This window comes from Peribacillus sp. FSL E2-0218 (assembly GCF_037992945.1).
In the GTDB taxonomy this organism is placed as follows: domain Bacteria; phylum Bacillota; class Bacilli; order Bacillales; family DSM-1321; genus Peribacillus; species Peribacillus simplex_B.
Window position 1 is genome coordinate 3185736 of the sequence record NZ_CP150304.1, and the last position, 17561, is coordinate 3203296.

Consider the following 17561-nt stretch of genomic DNA (forward strand, 5'->3'; position numbering starts at 1 on the left):
ACTGTAGACAAACTCAATGGTTATCGAGTTTGTCTACAGTGACATTTTGGCAAATGTTCTTATTCCATAATTTCTTTATAAATCAATGTCGGTTTTTCAACTTTCGCTTTTGAAACCGCAATGCTTTCATACAATTTTTCCTTCACTTTTGAAACATCTTCAAAGTTGCTGTAAATCGTTACAAGGGATTCACCTTTTGCCACGGTTTCCCCAATTTTTTTACGGAGTACAAGCCCGACTGCCAAATCGATTTCCGATTCTTTCGTCGCCCGGCCTGCGCCTAAAAGCATGGCTGCCGTCCCCACTTCGTCAGCGATGATTTCCGATACATATCCGTCCTCTTTCGCTTCCAGCTCAAAGGTATAAGACGCCTGCGGAAGTTTTTCCGGATGATCGACAACCGATCCATCGCCACCCTGCGCTTCCAAGAATATCTTGAACGAGTTAAGTGCAGATCCATCTTTGATTGCATTTTCAAGCAATGTTCTTGCCTCTTTCAATGAGCTTGCTTTTTTTGCTAGGTATACCATATGGCTTCCCAGTGTTAAAGAAAGTTCCGTTAAATCCTCCGGTCCTTCTCCTTTAAGCGTATCGATTGCTTCCTTCACTTCCAGGGCATTTCCGATTGCATATCCAAGCGGTTGGCTCATGTCGGAAATGACAGCCATCGTATTTCTTCCGACGTTGTTCCCGATACTCACCATCGCATGCGCCAATTCTTCCGAATCTGCAAGGGTTTTCATGAAAGCCCCTGCTCCCGTTTTAACATCAAGTACAATTGCATCGGCACCGGCAGCTATTTTCTTGCTCATGATCGAGCCGGCAATCAAACCGATGCTATTGACGGTGGCCGTTACATCGCGCAAGGCATACAGTTTTTTATCGGCTGGGGTCAAGTTCCCGCTTTGTCCGATGACTGCGATTTTGTTTTTATTCACAAGTCGAATGAATTCATCATTTTCAATTTCTACATGAAAACCCGAAACAGATTCCAACTTATCGATCGTGCCGCCCGTGTGGCCAAGACCTCGTCCTGACATTTTTGCAACGGGAACACCTACCGCAGCGACCAATGGTCCAAGCACTAGTGTCGTCGTATCGCCAACACCGCCTGTTGAATGTTTATCGACCTTGATCCCTTCAATCATCGATAAATCAATTTGATCACCCGACTCGACCATTGCCATCGTTAAATCAGCGCGCTCCTGCTCATTCATTCCTTTGAAATAAACAGCCATTGACCAAGCACTCATTTGGTAATCAGGAATCGTTCCATCCGTGAAGCCTTTGATAATGAACTGGATTTCCTCTGTTGAAAGGGCCTTTCCATCACGTTTTTTCTCAATTAAGTCTACCATTCTCATATTAGAATCCCCACTTCTTAAAGGCACCGCCGTTCTCGGGTGCACTTGTATTTTTTTTGATCGGTTTATATGTCCTTAACGATTTGCTTAACAAATTCCAGAAAACTGCTTTTCACCTTTTCAGTCGTTTCGATTACCTCTTCATGTGACAACGGCTGATCCAGAATGCCTGCGGCCATGTTGGTTATGCATGAAATCCCGAGAACTTTCATGTCACTATGTCTAGCCACGATGACTTCGGGAACAGTGGACATGCCAACAGCATCCCCTCCAAGGATCCTTGCCATTTTCACTTCTGCCGGTGTTTCATAGGTCGGCCCTGAATTCCCCACATAGACGCCTTCCTTAATATCCATGCCAAGTGAAGATGCGATTTTTTTCGCTTTAGCCCGTAGGTCTTTATTATAAGCTTCAGACATATCAGGGAACCTAGGACCGAAACGATCTTCATTAGGGCCGATCAGCGGGTTTGTCCCCATAAAATTGATATGATCGGTAATGAGCATCAAATCTCCTGGTGCGAAGCTTTCATTAACACTTCCGGCAGCGTTCGTCACGATTAACTGTTTCACACCGAGAAGTTTCATTACACGTACAGGGAAGGTGACCTTCTCCATTGAGTAGCCTTCATAAAAATGAAAACGACCTTGCATCGCCACCACTTTTTTACCGCTTAGTTGGCCAATGACAAGCTGACCTGCGTGTCCTTCAACAGTCGATACCGGAAACTCCGGGATATCATGGTAAGGAATCGTGATCGGATTTTCTATTTCATCTGCCAATACTCCCAGTCCGGAACCAAGTATCAGTCCTATTTCCGGAGAGCCTTCTATCTTATTTTTTATGAATGCTGCAGCTGTCTCTATTTTATTGAACATCTATTTCTCTCCCCCTTATTTTAAATCGCCCAATATACTTTTCCCGAAGGCAGGCATTTTCACATCGAAATTAGCAGCAACTGTCGCCCCGATATCTGCAAATGTATCTCTTATTGGAAGCTCGGTTCCTTCTTTAAATCGTTTGGAATAGACCAGTAATGGCACATATTCACGTGTATGATCGGTTCCTTCATGTACAGGGTCATTTCCATGATCGGCAGTGATGATCAATAAGTCATCCTCTTTCAGCTTTTCAAGGACTTCCGGCATCCTGGCGTCGAATTCTTCCAATGCCTTACCGTATCCCTCCGGATCGCGACGGTGGCCGTATAAAGCATCGAAGTCGACTAGGTTAAGGAAGCTCAGTCCCCTGAAGTCCTGGTCTATCGTTTGGATCAATTTGTCCATTCCGTCCATATTGGATACGGTCCTCAGTGATTCAGTTACGCCTTCCCCATCAAAAATATCCGAGATTTTCCCAATTGCAAGAACATCGAATCCCGAATCCTTCAATTCATCCATCACTGTCCGATTAAAAGGCTTCAATGCATAATCATGACGATTAGACGTCCTTTTGAAGCTGCCCGGTTCCCCAGTGAAAGGTCTCGCGATCACGCGTCCGACTTTGTACTCATCAGCCATTGTCACTTCACGTGCAATTTCACAAATCTTGTATAATTCTTCAATCGGAACGATATCTTCATGTGCAGCGATCTGCAAAACGGAATCAGCTGATGTATAAACAATCAATGCGCCCGTCTTCATATGCTCTTCGCCAAGCCTTTCCATGATTTCCGTTCCGCTTGCTGGGACGTTTCCTATAATTCCACGGCCCATTTTCGCTTCAAGTTCATTGACCAACAATTCAGGAAATCCGTTTGGAAACACACGGAATGGCGTGGAGATGTTCAGCCCCATGATTTCCCAATGCCCGGTCATCGTATCTTTTCCCGTTGATGCTTCTTTCATTTTCGTATAGTATGCGAGAGGTTGCTGAGCTTTATCTATCCCTTTTATTTCACGGATATTGCCTAAACCGAGTTTTGCCAGATTCGGCATGTGCAGCCCATTCATTTCTTCTGCAATATGCCCGAGTGTATCGGACCCTTTATCGCCGAATAAATCCGCATCGGGTGCTTCGCCGATTCCAACCGAATCCATGACCACTACAAATATACGTTTAAAAGCTGAATTCCCTTCCATGCTCATTCCTCCTAAAATAGTAAATCGCTTTTTATACTCTTTATATTACCCTTATCCAGCTTAGTTACTCTGTAAAAAAATCAAATCGCGAGAACGTCAGAAGTCTGACCTCTCTATATTGTAAACGATTACCTAGATGGAGACAAATAATATATTTCAAAAAAACAACGAAGTGTTGATAAGCATGAGCAGGAATTCCCAGCCGGATTTTCGCTACTCGCACTTACCATAAAAAGGCCGCTCCCCTCCCTGATCTGCAGGAAGGAAGCAACCGCTCTATCATTCTACCATTCTATTATGCCCGCGGATGGAATTTTGAATACACATCCTTGATGCGAACGTTACTAATATGTGTATAAATTTGCGTTGTCGAAATATCCGCATGTCCCAGCATCTCCTGGACGGCTCGTAAATCAGCACCATTCATCAATAAATGGGTCGCAAAGGAATGCCTGAGCGTATGCGGTGTGATTTCTTTTTCTATATGGGCCGATTTTACAAGTTTCTTTAGAATCTTCCAAAACCCCTGTCGTGTCAGCCTGTTGCCATGATGATTCAAAAAAAGTGAATCCGTCCTGTGCTTTAGGCTTGCCAATTTCCCTCGGGAACTCTTTAAATAATGTTCAATGGCTCCCAATGCCGTTTGTCCAATCGGGATGATCCTCTCTTTATTTCCTTTCCCGACACAACGGACAAACCCCATCGAAGCATGAACATCACTCACATCCAACGATATCAGCTCACTGACCCGCATTCCCGTCGCATACATCAATTCAAGCATCGCCTTATCGCGCAAGCCGAATTCGTCCATCGCTTTCGGGGCTTCCAATAACGCTTCAACCTCTTCCATGCTCAGCACTTTCGGCAGGGTACGCTCCGGTTTCGGTGTATCTATATGTATCGACGGGTCCTGATCGGTCACTTTTTCCCTCAGAAGGAATTGATGAAAAGACCGAATCGAGGCAATATGGCGAGCAACCGTTTTCGATGATTTCCCTTGGTCCTTCAAATGAATGAGAAAATGCAGGATATTCACACGCCGTGAACCGTTCCAGTCACCGATGGATTCAACTTCCATCAGATACTTCCAATAGGATCTTAAATCGCGCTCATAGGAAACGAGCGTATTCTTGGCAAGACCTTTTTCAATCGTTAAAAAATGAATGAAATCCCTGATTTGATTTTCCATAGTCACTCCCCGTTTAAATAAAACAGCATTAACCGTTCCAGCCATGCATCATCACCCGTGTCGACGGCCTTCGATACTTTCACGGCCATCCCTTTCGGTTCGTCATAACGATGATAACTTTGGTATTCCTGATTTAACCATACCATCCCTATATAAAAAAGGACAGTGAAGCTTACGAAGAGCACCATCACTTTAGCCGTATGTAAAACAAGCGATAATGATGTTTTCATCATCTTTCCCCTCCCATTCGATCCCTTGTATCAATCTATGCCCAACAGGACAAGTTTTATACGTGTTTCGATGGGGAGAAGGAAAAAAACGCCTCTCCTTTGCGGACATCCACTTGCCCGTTACAGGTTTCGGGTCTTTTTAAAACGCAGAAAACCTTCTCCAGTAAATGGAAAAGGTCTGTCTTCATTCACCTTTATTTTCTTGTTTATCATGACAGCGATGACAAATGCCATGAAAGGTTAATCTATGATCTTTTATCTTGAAGTTCCAATCGCGTTCCACGATGGATTCCACGTCTTCAAGTAAGTCTTCCTGGATCTCATCCACTGCACCGCATTCCACACAAACAAGATGATGATGGAAATGCGCAGCTCCTTCTTGTCTTAAATCATAACGGGAAACCCCGTCTCCAAAGTTAATTTTATCCACTATTTTCAATTCAGTCAGCAACTCTAGCGTACGGTATACTGTTGCCAATCCAATTTCCGGCGACTTTTCTTTGACAAGGAGGTAAACGTCTTCTGCGCTTAAATGATCCTCTTCGTGCTCAAGTAAAACGCGGACGGTCGCTTCTCGCTGAGGCGTCAATTTGTAGCTGGACGAGTGCAACTGCTTTTTTATCCTATCGATTCTGTTTTCTATTTCCATACCTAATATTCCCTCCCGCGCCGCTATCTTATCCATTATATCAAATGAGGGAAAACTGTCAAAATAGATTTCTTGTTAATGATAAAAAAATTTGCGATAAAGGCAAATTTCCGTCAATGCCCCAATAAACTCACGACATTTTTCATCAAGGAAGGTGATAGGTACGCTTCAAATGCTGCAGCTGTTACCAAAAACAAACCAGACAGGACCAATGAGAAAATATACCTTGATATGATTGGCTTAAGCGGCTCACGAACCTGCTTAAGGAAAATCCGGCTGATCATTTTCATCGATAGTGACACGGCAAGGACCGTTATCACGATGAAGATCGGCACGATGAAGATATTTTGGGGCAAAATGGAGACGAAAGATAATAAGAACCCACTCCATCCCATTTGGTTGACCAAAAAACCGACTGTGAATCCGACTACCATCCCTTTTATGAATAACAATACCAAAATGACCGGCAAGCCGATGACGGAAATTCCCAGTATCCAAATGAAGCCGATATATCTTATATTATGCATGATACTTTGGCTGAACATATCATGCGAAGAGGCAAATTCACCTTTGGATACTTGTCCGAAGAATTGCGATAAATAATAGAACAAGTCCTCCTTTTGGGTAAAGCTCAAACTATTCACCAGCACCGCTCCAAAAATGACACCCATCAAAAAAAGCACAGTGATAAAGACATATAATGAGGAATGTTCGTTAATATGTTTCATTACGGCATTTTGTACGACAGATTTTTTTTTCATCTTTCATCCTCCCAACTCCGCTTACTAGAATCTATGTTTTCACTCTCTCATTTATGCCAAGAAAACTTTCGCTGCAAGCGAACACTTGAACTGGAATTTGTGCTATAATTTCCCATAATCATTGGATGGAGGTACGTTATGAAAGCGATATTGATGGATTTCCCAGAAAAAATCGAAACCCCGCGATTATATTTAAGGCCATGCCAGCCAGGCGATGGCCTTGATGTTTACGAAGCCATTATTCATTCTGAACATGAACTTAAACAATGGCTCCCATTTGCCCATCAGGAGGCCTCAGCGGAAATTTCCGAGCGGAACATCCTGAAATCCTTAGCGGACTTTATTTTAAAAGAGGATATCCGGCTGCTTATTTATAGGAAGGAAGACGACCAGTTCATCGGTTCCACCGGCCTGCACCGAATTGATTGGGATATTCCTAAATTTGAAATCGGCTATTGGATTGATACGAGGTACAGTAAAAAAGGGTACATTACGGAGGCGATAGAAAAGTTGACGAAGTTCGCTTTTTACCATTATGGAGCCAAGCGAGTTGAAATTCGCTGTGATCCCAATAATATTGCCAGCGCACGCATTCCCGAGAAGCTGGGGTATACGCTTGAAGGAATCTTGCAAAATGATAGCCTCAGTGCAGATGGCAAGGAATTGCGGAGCACCTCGATCTATGCCAAAACGACAAATTAACTAACCCTGACAGCTTAACATGGACCCTATGGAATGGACACTTTTAAAAAAGTCTATCCTGCAGGGTCCGTTTATTTATAAGAAGAAAATGTTTCTCGTGGCTCTAGCTCCGGAATCTTAAAAAAAGATGCCGCCTGCACTAGACAGACAGCATCTCATCAGGTTGGTTTTGCCCTTAACCCTTCAGCTTTCCTTTTTGACCTTTCCGTACTTTCCTCCGCCCCCCGCTTCCAAGATTAGCGTCCCTTTCCCGGCTGCATTGATGTAGCCTGCCAGCTTATCGGAGACGATTTCCTTAAGCTGTTCGAGCGTAGCTCCATGAAGGATGTTCATTTCCGTTCCAAACGCCTCCAGCAGTTTCTCCATGGCTTTTGGTCCAAGTCCAGGGATGAAGTCGAGTGGCACTTGATGGATATACGGCGGTCTTTCCCTTTTGCATCCTCCATCCACTTTTGACATGGACAGTTCCTTGATGCGGGAAGATACTCCTTTTATGATTGATTCATTTCCGCATTCGCTACATGGCCCATTTCCGTTCAATACCTCGTGGAAACATGCTGAACATACGGTTTTATGATATTTCCCCAATAGAGGGTTCAAACCATAATTGGCGAGGACTTTACGATTCCCCTCTTCTCGAAGCGCTTTTTCCAGCTCAGCGAAGGTTGGTTCCTTGAGCTGGATTTTTTGATATTCCCGAGCGATTTTCCCAAGCGAATGCGCATCGGAGTTCGTCACGAAGGGATAGGACTCCAGCTCCGCGATATCCTCGACCATTTCTGTATCCGAGCTTAGACCAAGCTCGATGGCATCAATCAGCCTTGGATCGAATACTTCCGTCAGACTGAATCGCACCCCTTTTCCATATAAGCTTTTAAATGGGGTGAAAACATGGGCTGGGATGAACAGACCGCCGAGTGACTTTACGATTTTTTGCAGCGTCCTGCCATCACAATAAATCCTTTGCGAACTTAATGTAATGTTTTTAACATGGCCGCTCATCCATGCGGAGAATTCCTTCATCGCCGTTAAGCTGGGGAAATAGGCAAGAACATGGATCGGTCCATTGCAATGTTGATCATAAATTTCAATCTCCGAGCCGGGAATGACCGTCGTATTCCGGTACAGGAGACCGCCTTCACGCTTCTCGATGATTTCCCCATCCACAATCGCCGCTTCTATCTCTTCGATGATTTCCGGCGAATGGCAATCAATGATCCCGATTAAATCAAGGCCCTTCCTCTCACTTGCCACCTGCAGGACGTTGCTGAAGGTCAACGTTTTAGCACCGGTTATTTTCACGGCCTTCCCGCTTCCCGTCCTGCCTATATGGATATGGAGGTCAGCGTAAAACTCTTTCATTTATGAAGTCATCGCCTTTTTCAGCAACAGATACTGAACGGCATATGCCGTCTTGGCATCCTGGATTTTTCCTTCCAGTAAATAATTTTGGGCTTCCTCCAGCGTAAGTTCGATCAGCTCGACAAATTCATCTTCATCCAGCGGTGCCGCATTTTCTTTCTTCTTCAAATTATGGGCCACATACAGATGGACCAATTCATCAGCAAAGCCTGGCGATGTGTAAAAAGAGATGATATGCTCCATTTTTTCGCATTCATAACCTGTCTCTTCTTCCAGCTCCCGTTCTGCTGATAGAACCGGTTCCTCTCCTTTTTCAAGCTTTCCGGCAGGGATTTCTATCAAGCTTCTTTCCAGCGCTTTACGATACTGTTCAACCATGATGATTTTATTTTCATCCGTAAGGGCTATGATCGCAACGGCGCCCGGATGTTTGACTATTTCACGTTTACCTGTTTTCCCATCGGGAAGCTCCACCTTATCCACTTGCAGGCTGATTACCCTTCCTGTGAAGATTTTTTCCGATGACAGCGTTTTTTCTTCAAATTTTTTCATCCTGAACACTCCTCTGTTCTAATTGCAGCATGATTTCTCATACATTTTACCATACTAGAGATGGAGGGCGATTTAATGAAGATTTATGTGTTGGAAAAAAGCGTTACTTTATCCGGTAAAAGCTGGGAAATCCTGCAAAAGCTAAAACAATTGCAAGATCAATATGTCTATATCAATGATTGGATTGCCGACATACACCATCAGGTTCCCCAAACTCCTTTAAAAAGAATCAAGTGAATTCTTTGAGTGAAATGGAATTCTCCTTTACAATGAACGTAAAGGGAGTGTGGATATATGAAAAAACGCAGACTTGGTCATTCTGAGTTGCTCGTTTCTGAAATTGGGCTCGGATGCATGTCATTGGGGACTGATGAAAAACAGGCATCCGAAATCATCCAAGCCGCTTTAGATGAAGGGATCAATTATTTTGATACCGCAGATCTGTATGATTTCGGTGTGAATGAAGAAATCGTCGGAAGGAATGTAAAGGCGGTTCGCGAACAGGTATACATTGCCACCAAGGTCGGGAATCGTTGGAATGAAAATAAGGATTCCTGGTCTTGGGACCCTTCTGCCGCCTATATCAAAACAGCTGTAAAAGATAGCTTAAAGCGGCTCGGAACGGATTACATCGATCTTTACCAGCTACATGGAGGAACTCTCGCAGATAATATCGAAGAAACGGTAGAAGCGTTTGAAGAGCTAAAAAAGGAAGGCTATATTCGTCATTATGGCATCTCCTCGATCCGCCCGAACGTGATCAAGGAATTCACTGAAAAGTCCGAGCTTGATTCCGTAATGATGCAGTACAGCCTGCTTGACCGCCGCCCTGAAGAGTGGATGTCCCTTTTGGCAAGCAAACAGATCAGCATCATCGCACGAGGCCCCCTTGCCAAAGGCCTGCTTAGCGAGAAAATGCTCGAAAAAGCACATGAGGATGGATATCTTGATTATAGCTATCACGAACTGAAAGATTTGCTTCCGCAATTAAAGGACAAGCTTTCTGACCGGAAATTAAATGAAACGGCGCTTCAATATATATTGTCACACCCAAGCGTCGCTACCGTTGTCCCGGGAGCAAGTTCAGTAAAGCAGCTCCGTGAAAACTGCCGGGCCGCCAGCAGCCCTTCCTTGTCAAAAACCGAGTTTGACATCTTGAAGCAGCTGACCAAAGCGAGCCGATATGAAAGCCATCGAGATTGATAGATGAAATCGTGAACTAAACGGAAACAGGCTGCCCCATCCACGTTTAACCAGCGGGAGGGGGCAGCCTGTTTCCGTTTGCTTTCGGATTGCCCGCCCTGCAGTTTCAACAATATTATTTTTTTCTAACGTGTCCGGAAACGATGGGGTCACGCCCAGTCATTGAATCAATCTTTTTTGTTGCCATCCCCAAATAGATGTTGTACAATTCAGTTGTACACAATTTAAAATACAAAAAATCAAGGAGAATGACAATGACTAAAACCTTATTCACTACATCTGTAACGGTTGACGGCGGAAGAGAAGGAACGGCCATTTCTGCGGATGGTAACTTTACGGTTGATATCGCGATGCCGGGAACACCGAGGGCCAAACAGATGCCTGAAGCATCCAATCCGGAGCAGCTTTTTGCTGCTGGGTATGCAGCATGCTTCGATAGTGCGTTGCAATCAGTCGGGAAAGTCGAACGTGTTTCATTCGCTTCAAAGGTCACTGCGAGCGTCAGTTTATTGATGGGTGAGATGCATCAGTACAGCTTGGCTGTCACTTTGGCTGTGAAAGGGTCGGGCATCGATAAAGAGACGTTCGAAGCCCTTGTTCATAAAGCACATCAAATGTGTCCTTATTCAAAAGCAATCAATGGCAATGTCGACGTCGCCATTGAGATCGATGTAGATTAATGAATATCCACCAACAACAAAAACGCTTCGGGTGAAATCTCACCCAAAGCGTTTTTTCTTTAAAATTGCTGTAAAGTTTTCAGCAGATGCAGCAACGAAGCTTTCAAATCTTCGACCACCCGCTTATCTTCGCCTGATATAGCTGAAATGCGATCGGGAATGAAGCAGGCCTCTGCCTGCAAGCCGCGTCCCTTTTCCGTCAGCAAAATCATCACGGAACGCTCATCTTGGGTGGAACGTTCACGGACAATCAAATCATTCTGCTCCATTCGTTTCAACATCGGGGTAAGCGTTCCTGAATCAAGGGCAAGCAGTTCCCCTAATTTTTTGACCGTGAGTGTATCCTGTTCCCACAGCAGGAGAAGGACGAGATATTGAGGATACGTCACATCAAGTTTATCCAGCAGCGGTTTATATTTTTTCGTCATTTCCCTTGAGCTTGCATAAAGCAGGAAACATAATTGATTTTCAAGCACATTTTCCAGTTTGTTTTGCATCATATCACCAGCTAGTCTTAGTCAGTCCGATCTTCATCGGAACTTATCTTTACTATAATCGTTCTGCTGTATAAAATAAAGGAATATCCGGATGGATGAAAGGCAGCTCTCCGTTATAAATAATCCCGAAAATAGGAACAGCCCCATCCTTCACTCCGTTTTGTTCTTTATTTATAATTCTTCCAGTTCAAATTGCTTTCACCCAATAGCTCTTCGAATGATTTATTTTTCTCCCGCTGCTTTCTTTCTGCGCGTTTCTTTTCTTCTTCAGCGGCCTTTTTCTCAACTTCCGCCTCGTTCAGTTCTTTTTGCTTTTGACGAAGCTGGGACATGATATCCTGATTGAGCATATCGCCAAGTTTCAATGATGAATCTTTCTCTTGGTTTTTACTCGGATTTTGCTTACGTGGCTGTTTCTTTTTCATCCTTAAAACCTCCTAGCCCTTATTATGACCTGATTATATCATGATTGCCGTTTTTCCCGTTACGGTTTTCAAACCGTGTTTTCCCATTTCCCTCATGGTAAAATAAAGAAAATCAAACGAGGGGGATCCTTCATGAAAAAATGGTGGCTTGCATTAGTTGGAATTCTAACTTATATCATCGGCGTAGGCCTTTATTTCTCCAATCGGATCATGTACATGAAAAAAAAGGAAGATGCTTTTATCCAAAACCGGGAAATCCTGGCCAAACGCCTGAACAGGGAGGATTTTGATAATCTGCCCAAAACGGAAATCTGGGTATCCTCACCCTCGGGCTATGCATTGAAATGCTTGTTTGTCGAACCGCATGAAACCAATCAGTGGGTTGTCATTTCCCACGGTGTGACGGAAAATAAAGTCAATTCGATTAAGTATATGAATATTTTTCTTAAGCGGGGCTTTAATGCCATCATTTATGATCACCGTCGCCACGGGGATTCCGGCGGCAAGACGAGCAGCTATGGACATTATGAAAAGCTCGACCTGAAGGCCGTAATCGATGAATTGAAGCGGCGTAAAGGCCGTGACCTTACCATCGGCATTCACGGGGAGTCCATGGGGGCCGCAACCTTGCTGTTATATGCCGGGATGCTGGAAGATGGCGCTGACTTTTACATTGCCGACTGTCCATTTTCAACTTTCGAGGATCAGATTCAACATCAGCTCAAGGCGGAAATCCCCATTCCTTCATGGACCGTATTTCCGCTTGGACGTATGTTCATCAAACTCCGGGACGGATATTGGACCAATGAAGTGTCCCCGATCAAGTATATTAAAAACATCCGCAGCCCAGTGCTCTTCATTCACAGTGAAAAGGACACCTTCATTCCCGTTTCGATGACGATGGAATTATATGCAGCAAAAGAGGGCCCAAAGCAGCTGTACATCGCTAAAAAAGGGGCCCATGCTCAATCTTATAATGAGAATCCGCAAGAATATGAAGCTCAAATCGATCAGTTTCTAGAAACTTGTCTGAAAAAGAGAAAGGAAACAGAGGGGATCTAATCCTCCCTCTTTTCTTCATTTACATTTTGTTAAAAAAGCTCATTCTAGGATTCAAGATTTGATTCGGACTTTTCAACTGAAAACTGTTCGCTTCCGGTACAAAGTCTATTTTCATGCTTTCATCGAGAAAAATCATTTTTGATGTTTCCACGAATAGAGGGATACCGTTCGTTTCCACCTTTTCGGTCCCTTCCTCCGCTTCGTTGACTAGCCATAACGCCGTCACACCGCTTACAACGCAGCCGCAGCCATCCGTGTCATATTTCAACTGTAAATGTCCTTTTCGTCCCTCTAGCTTATCGGCTATTTTCCCTGCCGCTCTTTCCGTCCATTCAATATACATGTTACATGCCTCCCGATGTCTTTGCCTGCCCCCATTATAAACGATAAAAACGCCGCTGTTAACGAATCTGCCTGCTCCACTGATGTTCTTGGATTGCCGATTTGTTTTGTTTCAAGCGATTTGCCTCCTTCTAAAAGAGGCGGTCCCTCCGCATCAGCCTTCCATTATCCTCACATCCGCTATATCAGAAAGCTTGATATAGTGGGCCTGCTGGAAATGATCGACGATATGGAGTTTTTGACTGAGTTCATTATAATAATGGATCCGGCCAATTAACAGCTGATACCGGCTTCCTTCATAATGAGCAATCGTGACATCCTTTCTCCCCTCCATCGCCTCCCCCATCACGGCATTCATTTCCTCCAGCTGCTGCTCATCAAGGGTGCGCTTCGCTTCATAACCATCCTCCCCCGCCCAATCCCGCAGCATTTTCACATGCTCCGGCAGCATCATCGATGTCCATTTGATACGGCCTCGATCACGAATCATCCTTTTCCTCTCCCTTCAAAATTCCAGCCTCACGCTTTATGTCCGCCAAGCAGCCTGCTTCGGTAAACGGCTGTACCCGCTTCTGTATACGAAACGGCACGCAATAACGCTTTCGATCCATATTTATGGCGAATTCGATCGACCGTGTAACTCAGCTCCCGCTTTTTCCAGCGCGACATATCAAATAAAGTCAGCTGCATCTCGTTATCGTCGACAATATTCGAGAGTGTGACCGCTATGCTCCGAACCGTTTTTTGCTTGGTATAGTTTTCACGGAAAAGCTCCAGGCAAACTTTATACAGCTCCATCGTAATGTTGGTCGGTTCGCTTATTGAACGGGAGCGCTGAAACCCTCCGCCAAATTCATCCTTGCTGTAACCAATGCCCAGGCTGACCGTCCTGCCTGCCTTGTGATGGGTGCGTGCCCTTCTTCCGACTTCTTCGCAAATCTCCAGCATCACCTGCTTGATTTCATGCTCTTCCTTGTAATCCCGCAGCAGAATCTGGCTTTTGCCAAAGCTCACCTGTCCCTCGATAATCGGTGCCCCCATCTCCGATAAATCTATTCCCCACGCATGGTGGTAAAGCTGATTGCCCATAATGCCAAACTTCGCTTCAAGTAATTCAAGATCATAATTGGCCAGCTGCCCAACCGTAAATATCCCCATTCCATGAAGGGTTTTTTCCACACGCCTGCCGATGCCCCACATTTCACGAAGCGGGGAAATCGGCCAAAGCTTGTTTGGCACATCCTCATACTTCCATTCGGCAATCCCTTCATGCTTGGCTTCTAAATCCAAGCAAAGCTTAGCCATAAGCATGTTCGGACCAATTCCAATGGCACAGGGAAGCTGTAATTCCCTTTCGATTTCATCTCTTATTTTTCCGGCTATCATCCGGGCATCTCCCCATAAAGAAGCCGCCCCATCGACTTTCACAAAACTTTCATCCACGCTATATACATGAATCGCTTCTTTGGGCACATAACGGTTGAACAGCCGGGTGATTTCCGTCGAGACCCTTAAATAGGTTGCCATTTTCGGTTCAACGACGACAATCCTTGGATCATTCGGAATCTCAAACATCCGCGAACCCGTTTTGATGCCAAATTCCTTCTTCATCTTTGGGGAAGCAGCAAGCACGATGCTCCCCGTCCTTTGCAAATCACCAACCACCGCCAGATAACACTCAAGCGGATTCAAACCAAGCATGACCGCTGAACAGCTTGCATAAAAGCTCTTCATATCGATACACATAATTGAGTGGTTCGGCATCGTCCCATAATCCATCATCCATCATCCATCCGCTCTAACAAGAATATATGTTCGCTTATATTATACTCATTACTTTAACCGAATATACGTTCTTGTTCAATGGAAGTTTTCAGCCAATTTTCTACTTTTTATTGCAATTTCCTCAAGAAAATATATTCATCCTAACAATGGATGAATATCCAATATTTCTCTGTATACCCATATAGTTTTTTTATAATCAAACAATTCGTAGCTTGAATTATTGGAAATGAATCCAAATGCTTACTGACTCTTCTATATTACAGTTAATTTCAATAGGCTTTCGCCTGACATTTATCTAGGTCTTTATATCTAATTTTTGTAATGTAATTGTAACTAAAAATATGTCTAATTGTCATAATGGTATTGTAGGATAATATTGTTAAGAACAATCGTGAGATAGATAGAGAGGAAATGAAAATAATGAAGAAATGGATCGCTTCAGCTGCTGTTGCTTCTGCCATGACGCTAACCCCACTGCAAGCCTTTGCTAATATTGGAGACCAAACCCTCAGACCCGGAATGACACATAGCGATGTCAAACAACTACAACAACTTTTAAAAACCAAAGGTTATTTCACATATTCAGGTTCACTGACTACATATTATGGAACCTATTCCACATCATCAGTAAAAAAATTCCAAAAAGCTAAAGGCCTAACAGCCGACGGAATCGCCGGCCGAGCCACATTCAATGCACTTGGCGTTTATAAAGTCAATAATACAAGCATGATCAACTATGCAAAAACCTTGATGGGCAAACCGTACAAATGGGGCGGAACGACTCCGGCTGGATTCGATTGTTCCGGCTTCATCTATTACGTGTTCCAGAAGTCACAAGGAATCACCCTTCCGCGTACCACATCCTTGCTCTATTCCAATACAGGTTTAAAAGTTTCGTCACCTTCTAAGGGGGATCTTGTATTCTTTGATACTTCTTCCGGAAGAACAGGTGTATCACACGTTGGCATCTATATCGGGAATGGCCAATTCATTCAGGCTTCGACTTCAAAAGGAGTAACCATCACGGATATGGATAATTCTTATTGGAAACCAAGGTATTTAGGTGCAAAAACTTTATAAACCCCATACGTCAAAGAACCGGATAGATCTTCTGTCCGGCTCTTTATTTTGTTTAGGCCATTTCATTGTTTGAGCCCGAACAAAAAAAGACCCTTGAAGGGTACTTTTAGGTGTGGACCGCAGTGAATGACAATGAACTAAGAAACCGTGAATCCACAATCCGTGATCTTCATCACCTCATTGTCAAAGGAACCTGCCCCGGTTGCTCCTACACTATTTTAAATATAAGATTTCATCCGTTACATCCTCTACAGTCACCATGAAGGAAGAATCCATATTGGAACGATTCATCATTTCGATCGTGTACACATGCTCTGACGGCAGATGAGTGACTTCAAGAATGATGAATCGCTGACTGTCGGCTTCGCTGACATGCTCGAGGGCAGCAGTGACCGCCCGCTGCTCGGCTGCGCTTTTCTCATCCGTCAAAACAAGAATCAGTTCTGCTTTCGCTTTCCCAGGAAATGTTTTTTTCGTGACCCCGCCCCTGTGCCACGGCTTCACTTTCATCCCAACCTCCAACTCGGAATAATCGAGGTTCTTTCCATGTTGATCTTGAATATATGTATCATTGGTCACCTTATAGTACGTTCCTTTAATCAGGAGCCTTCTATCATCAAGATCCGTAATGAAGCCTTCTTCTCCCTTATCAATGTCCTCCTTGTTCCAATCGGAGGTTTGACAGCCCCCCAGCATGCAGACGACCAGCAAAAACATATAAAGGTTCACCATCTTCTTCATGAAAATCCCTCCTAAGAAATAGACGCAATTCACCATGATTTGGTTACCAATCGATTAAAAATAAATATCCCATCGCAAAAATAGGATCCGTACCTCGTTTTTTGTAAGGAAAATGGGATCTCGATACCTGATGATTCAGTCATCTTAGGAAGGGAATTCACGTGTTTTTATAGAATTAGTACATACTAACTTTTGAAAGGAAGAAAACACATGAAATTAAAAGTCATAAACAGCATACGAACCAATAATTTTAATGACGAACGTTTGATGCAAAGGATTACGGAATTATGGCAGAAGGCTTCCGATCGTCTGGCTGATCACCAGGGAATTACCCACGCTGTATATCATAAGTATGAAAGTGACTATAAAGGTGATTATTCATTAAGTATAACTGTTGAAGATGATGATGGGGAACCTTCACTGGAAATTCCGAATAACGTAAAATATGAAATCTTCATCGTGGATACAAAGGTAGAACATGGAGTCATCAACACCTGGAAAGAAATATGGGCTCGTGAGGATGCGGGTACATTGGAAAGGGCATATTCATTTGATTTCGAAAAATATTACCCTAATGGAGAAATTGAAGTTTACATAGCATTAAGATAGTGTGCATGCATGGATGAATGACGAAAAACGATCACACCAAAATAAGGTCTTCGATATAGCAGACAAACTCCGATCAAAATGGAGCTTGTCTGCTGTTTTTTCATTTTTACAATTTGACCGTTACACTCCCCACTTTGCTTTAAAACGAAAGTGACGTCCCAATTGCTTACAGATTTGGAGGTTTGTACTTTGACCGTTCGTTTTCCCCTGCAATATGTATGAGGACTTTCTTATACAGGCTTCAAAA

The 17561-nt window shown here is 43.8% G+C and carries 22 protein-coding genes; 7 read left to right on the plus strand and 15 right to left on the minus strand.

Translation table 11 applies throughout. The features are described 5' to 3' along the window. Positions 1-59 precede the first annotated feature (59 nt). The 7 genes from MHI53_RS15290 to spoIIM all read right to left on the minus strand — a co-directional run bounded on the left by MHI53_RS15290 (position 60) and on the right by spoIIM (position 6274). A complete protein-coding gene (locus MHI53_RS15290; protein ID WP_061144347.1) occupies positions 60-1364 on the minus strand; it encodes a pyrimidine-nucleoside phosphorylase in 1305 nt (434 codons plus the stop codon). A gap of 65 nt (positions 1365-1429) precedes the next feature. Further along, positions 1430-2242: a purine-nucleoside phosphorylase gene (locus tag MHI53_RS15295; RefSeq protein WP_061144348.1), complete on the minus strand. Its 813-nt coding sequence runs from the start codon at positions 2240-2242 to the stop codon at positions 1430-1432. Positions 2243-2257: 15 nt separating this feature from the next. Next, positions 2258-3445 carry a phosphopentomutase gene (deoB, locus tag MHI53_RS15300; RefSeq protein ID WP_340371676.1) on the minus strand — a complete coding sequence of 396 codons (1188 nt, stop codon included), beginning with the start codon at positions 3443-3445 and terminating at the stop codon, positions 2258-2260. 295 nt (positions 3446-3740) lie between these two features. Then, positions 3741-4634, minus strand: coding sequence for a site-specific tyrosine recombinase XerD (xerD, locus tag MHI53_RS15305; protein WP_061144350.1), 894 nt, complete (start codon positions 4632-4634; stop codon positions 3741-3743). 2 nt (positions 4635-4636) lie between these two features. Beyond that, positions 4637-4864 (minus strand): YqzK family protein, encoded by a 228-nt coding sequence (locus MHI53_RS15310; RefSeq protein ID WP_057914302.1) that lies wholly within the window; start codon positions 4862-4864, stop codon positions 4637-4639. 184 nt (positions 4865-5048) lie between these two features. Continuing rightward, positions 5049-5507: a Fur family transcriptional regulator gene (locus MHI53_RS15315; RefSeq protein ID WP_061144437.1), complete on the minus strand. Its 459-nt coding sequence runs from the start codon at positions 5505-5507 to the stop codon at positions 5049-5051. 119 nt (positions 5508-5626) lie between these two features. Then, positions 5627-6274, minus strand: coding sequence for a stage II sporulation protein M (spoIIM, locus tag MHI53_RS15320; protein ID WP_340371677.1), 648 nt, complete (start codon positions 6272-6274; stop codon positions 5627-5629). Positions 6275-6412: 138 nt separating this feature from the next. Here spoIIM and MHI53_RS15325 point away from each other — a divergent pair, with 138 nt between their 5' ends. Further along, positions 6413-6976, plus strand: coding sequence for a GNAT family N-acetyltransferase (locus MHI53_RS15325; protein ID WP_061144352.1), 564 nt, complete (start codon positions 6413-6415; stop codon positions 6974-6976). A gap of 183 nt (positions 6977-7159) precedes the next feature. Here MHI53_RS15325 and MHI53_RS15330 read toward each other — a convergent pair whose 3' ends face one another. Continuing rightward, complete coding sequence (locus tag MHI53_RS15330) at positions 7160-8338, minus strand: endonuclease Q family protein (RefSeq protein ID WP_061144353.1); 1179 nt, start codon at positions 8336-8338, stop codon at positions 7160-7162. Then, positions 8339-8890: an NUDIX hydrolase gene (locus tag MHI53_RS15335; protein WP_061144354.1), complete on the minus strand. Its 552-nt coding sequence runs from the start codon at positions 8888-8890 to the stop codon at positions 8339-8341. It abuts the gene before it with no gap. 75 nt (positions 8891-8965) lie between these two features. Between MHI53_RS15335 and mciZ the strand changes: the two genes are divergently transcribed. The 3 genes from mciZ to MHI53_RS15350 all read left to right on the plus strand — a co-directional run bounded on the left by mciZ (position 8966) and on the right by MHI53_RS15350 (position 10773). Continuing rightward, positions 8966-9127, plus strand: coding sequence for a Z-ring formation inhibitor MciZ (gene mciZ / locus MHI53_RS15340; protein ID WP_081092573.1), 162 nt, complete (start codon positions 8966-8968; stop codon positions 9125-9127). Positions 9128-9184: 57 nt separating this feature from the next. Further along, complete coding sequence (locus MHI53_RS15345; protein ID WP_340371678.1) at positions 9185-10093, plus strand: aldo/keto reductase; 909 nt, start codon at positions 9185-9187, stop codon at positions 10091-10093. A gap of 254 nt (positions 10094-10347) precedes the next feature. Continuing rightward, on the plus strand, positions 10348-10773 hold the full coding sequence (locus MHI53_RS15350) for an Ohr family peroxiredoxin (protein ID WP_061144356.1): 426 nt from the start codon (positions 10348-10350) through the stop codon (positions 10771-10773). Positions 10774-10832: 59 nt separating this feature from the next. Here MHI53_RS15350 and MHI53_RS15355 read toward each other — a convergent pair whose 3' ends face one another. Together MHI53_RS15355 and MHI53_RS15360 are read right to left on the minus strand one after the other, a co-directional pair. Further along, positions 10833-11270 carry a MarR family transcriptional regulator gene (locus MHI53_RS15355; RefSeq protein WP_061144357.1) on the minus strand — a complete coding sequence of 146 codons (438 nt, stop codon included), beginning with the start codon at positions 11268-11270 and terminating at the stop codon, positions 10833-10835. Between the two features lie 167 nt (positions 11271-11437). After that, entirely contained in the window at positions 11438-11695 is a 258-nt protein-coding gene (locus tag MHI53_RS15360) for a YqkE family protein (RefSeq protein ID WP_061144358.1), read from the minus strand. A gap of 132 nt (positions 11696-11827) precedes the next feature. On the opposite strand from MHI53_RS15360, the gene MHI53_RS15365 reads away from it, so the two are divergent. Then, complete coding sequence (locus MHI53_RS15365; protein ID WP_340371679.1) at positions 11828-12757, plus strand: alpha/beta hydrolase; 930 nt, start codon at positions 11828-11830, stop codon at positions 12755-12757. 19 nt (positions 12758-12776) lie between these two features. Here the strand turns inward: MHI53_RS15365 and MHI53_RS15370 are convergent, their stop codons facing one another. From MHI53_RS15370 to MHI53_RS15380, 3 genes are all read right to left on the minus strand, one after another. Beyond that, complete coding sequence (locus MHI53_RS15370; protein WP_340371680.1) at positions 12777-13100, minus strand: iron-sulfur cluster biosynthesis family protein; 324 nt, start codon at positions 13098-13100, stop codon at positions 12777-12779. A gap of 153 nt (positions 13101-13253) precedes the next feature. Next, entirely contained in the window at positions 13254-13589 is a 336-nt protein-coding gene (locus MHI53_RS15375) for a YolD-like family protein (protein ID WP_061144361.1), read from the minus strand. 29 nt (positions 13590-13618) lie between these two features. Beyond that, complete coding sequence (locus MHI53_RS15380) at positions 13619-14881, minus strand: UV damage repair protein UvrX (RefSeq protein WP_340371681.1); 1263 nt, start codon at positions 14879-14881, stop codon at positions 13619-13621. A 423-nt stretch (positions 14882-15304) separates the two neighbouring features. Between MHI53_RS15380 and MHI53_RS15385 the strand changes: the two genes are divergently transcribed. Continuing rightward, positions 15305-15964, plus strand: a complete 660-nt coding sequence (locus MHI53_RS15385) for an NlpC/P60 family protein (protein WP_340371682.1) — start codon at positions 15305-15307, stop codon at positions 15962-15964. Positions 15965-16177: 213 nt separating this feature from the next. Here the strand turns inward: MHI53_RS15385 and MHI53_RS15390 are convergent, their stop codons facing one another. Further along, positions 16178-16705 carry a hypothetical protein gene (locus MHI53_RS15390; RefSeq protein ID WP_061144364.1) on the minus strand — a complete coding sequence of 176 codons (528 nt, stop codon included), beginning with the start codon at positions 16703-16705 and terminating at the stop codon, positions 16178-16180. A gap of 210 nt (positions 16706-16915) precedes the next feature. Here MHI53_RS15390 and MHI53_RS15395 point away from each other — a divergent pair, with 210 nt between their 5' ends. After that, a complete protein-coding gene (locus MHI53_RS15395; RefSeq protein WP_061144365.1) occupies positions 16916-17314 on the plus strand; it encodes an effector binding domain-containing protein in 399 nt (132 codons plus the stop codon). Positions 17315-17561: the final 247 nt, after the last annotated feature.

Coding starts and splice junctions, on each gene's coding strand:
- MHI53_RS15290 (WP_061144347.1), bottom strand. CDS start 1,364: ATGAGAATGGTAGACTTAATTGAGAAAAAACGTGATGGAAAGGCCCTT.
- MHI53_RS15295 (WP_061144348.1), bottom strand. CDS start 2,242: ATGTTCAATAAAATAGAGACAGCTGCAGCATTCATAAAAAATAAGATA.
- deoB (WP_340371676.1), bottom strand. CDS start 3,445: ATGGAAGGGAATTCAGCTTTTAAACGTATATTTGTAGTGGTCATGGAT.
- xerD (WP_061144350.1), bottom strand. CDS start 4,634: ATGGAAAATCAAATCAGGGATTTCATTCATTTTTTAACGATTGAAAAA.
- MHI53_RS15310 (WP_057914302.1), bottom strand. CDS start 4,864: ATGAAAACATCATTATCGCTTGTTTTACATACGGCTAAAGTGATGGTG.
- spoIIM (WP_340371677.1), bottom strand. CDS start 6,274: ATGAAAAAAAAATCTGTCGTACAAAATGCCGTAATGAAACATATTAAC.
- MHI53_RS15325 (WP_061144352.1), top strand. CDS start 6,413: ATGAAAGCGATATTGATGGATTTCCCAGAAAAAATCGAAACCCCGCGA.
- MHI53_RS15330 (WP_061144353.1), bottom strand. CDS start 8,338: ATGAAAGAGTTTTACGCTGACCTCCATATCCATATAGGCAGGACGGGA.
- MHI53_RS15335 (WP_061144354.1), bottom strand. CDS start 8,890: ATGAAAAAATTTGAAGAAAAAACGCTGTCATCGGAAAAAATCTTCACA.
- mciZ (WP_081092573.1), top strand. CDS start 8,966: ATGAAGATTTATGTGTTGGAAAAAAGCGTTACTTTATCCGGTAAAAGC.
- MHI53_RS15345 (WP_340371678.1), top strand. CDS start 9,185: ATGAAAAAACGCAGACTTGGTCATTCTGAGTTGCTCGTTTCTGAAATT.
- MHI53_RS15350 (WP_061144356.1), top strand. CDS start 10,348: ATGACTAAAACCTTATTCACTACATCTGTAACGGTTGACGGCGGAAGA.
- MHI53_RS15355 (WP_061144357.1), bottom strand. CDS start 11,270: ATGCAAAACAAACTGGAAAATGTGCTTGAAAATCAATTATGTTTCCTG.
- MHI53_RS15360 (WP_061144358.1), bottom strand. CDS start 11,695: ATGAAAAAGAAACAGCCACGTAAGCAAAATCCGAGTAAAAACCAAGAG.
- MHI53_RS15365 (WP_340371679.1), top strand. CDS start 11,828: ATGAAAAAATGGTGGCTTGCATTAGTTGGAATTCTAACTTATATCATC.
- MHI53_RS15370 (WP_340371680.1), bottom strand. CDS start 13,100: ATGTATATTGAATGGACGGAAAGAGCGGCAGGGAAAATAGCCGATAAG.
- MHI53_RS15375 (WP_061144361.1), bottom strand. CDS start 13,589: ATGATTCGTGATCGAGGCCGTATCAAATGGACATCGATGATGCTGCCG.
- MHI53_RS15380 (WP_340371681.1), bottom strand. CDS start 14,881: ATGATGGATTATGGGACGATGCCGAACCACTCAATTATGTGTATCGAT.
- MHI53_RS15385 (WP_340371682.1), top strand. CDS start 15,305: ATGAAGAAATGGATCGCTTCAGCTGCTGTTGCTTCTGCCATGACGCTA.
- MHI53_RS15390 (WP_061144364.1), bottom strand. CDS start 16,705: ATGAAGAAGATGGTGAACCTTTATATGTTTTTGCTGGTCGTCTGCATG.
- MHI53_RS15395 (WP_061144365.1), top strand. CDS start 16,916: ATGAAATTAAAAGTCATAAACAGCATACGAACCAATAATTTTAATGAC.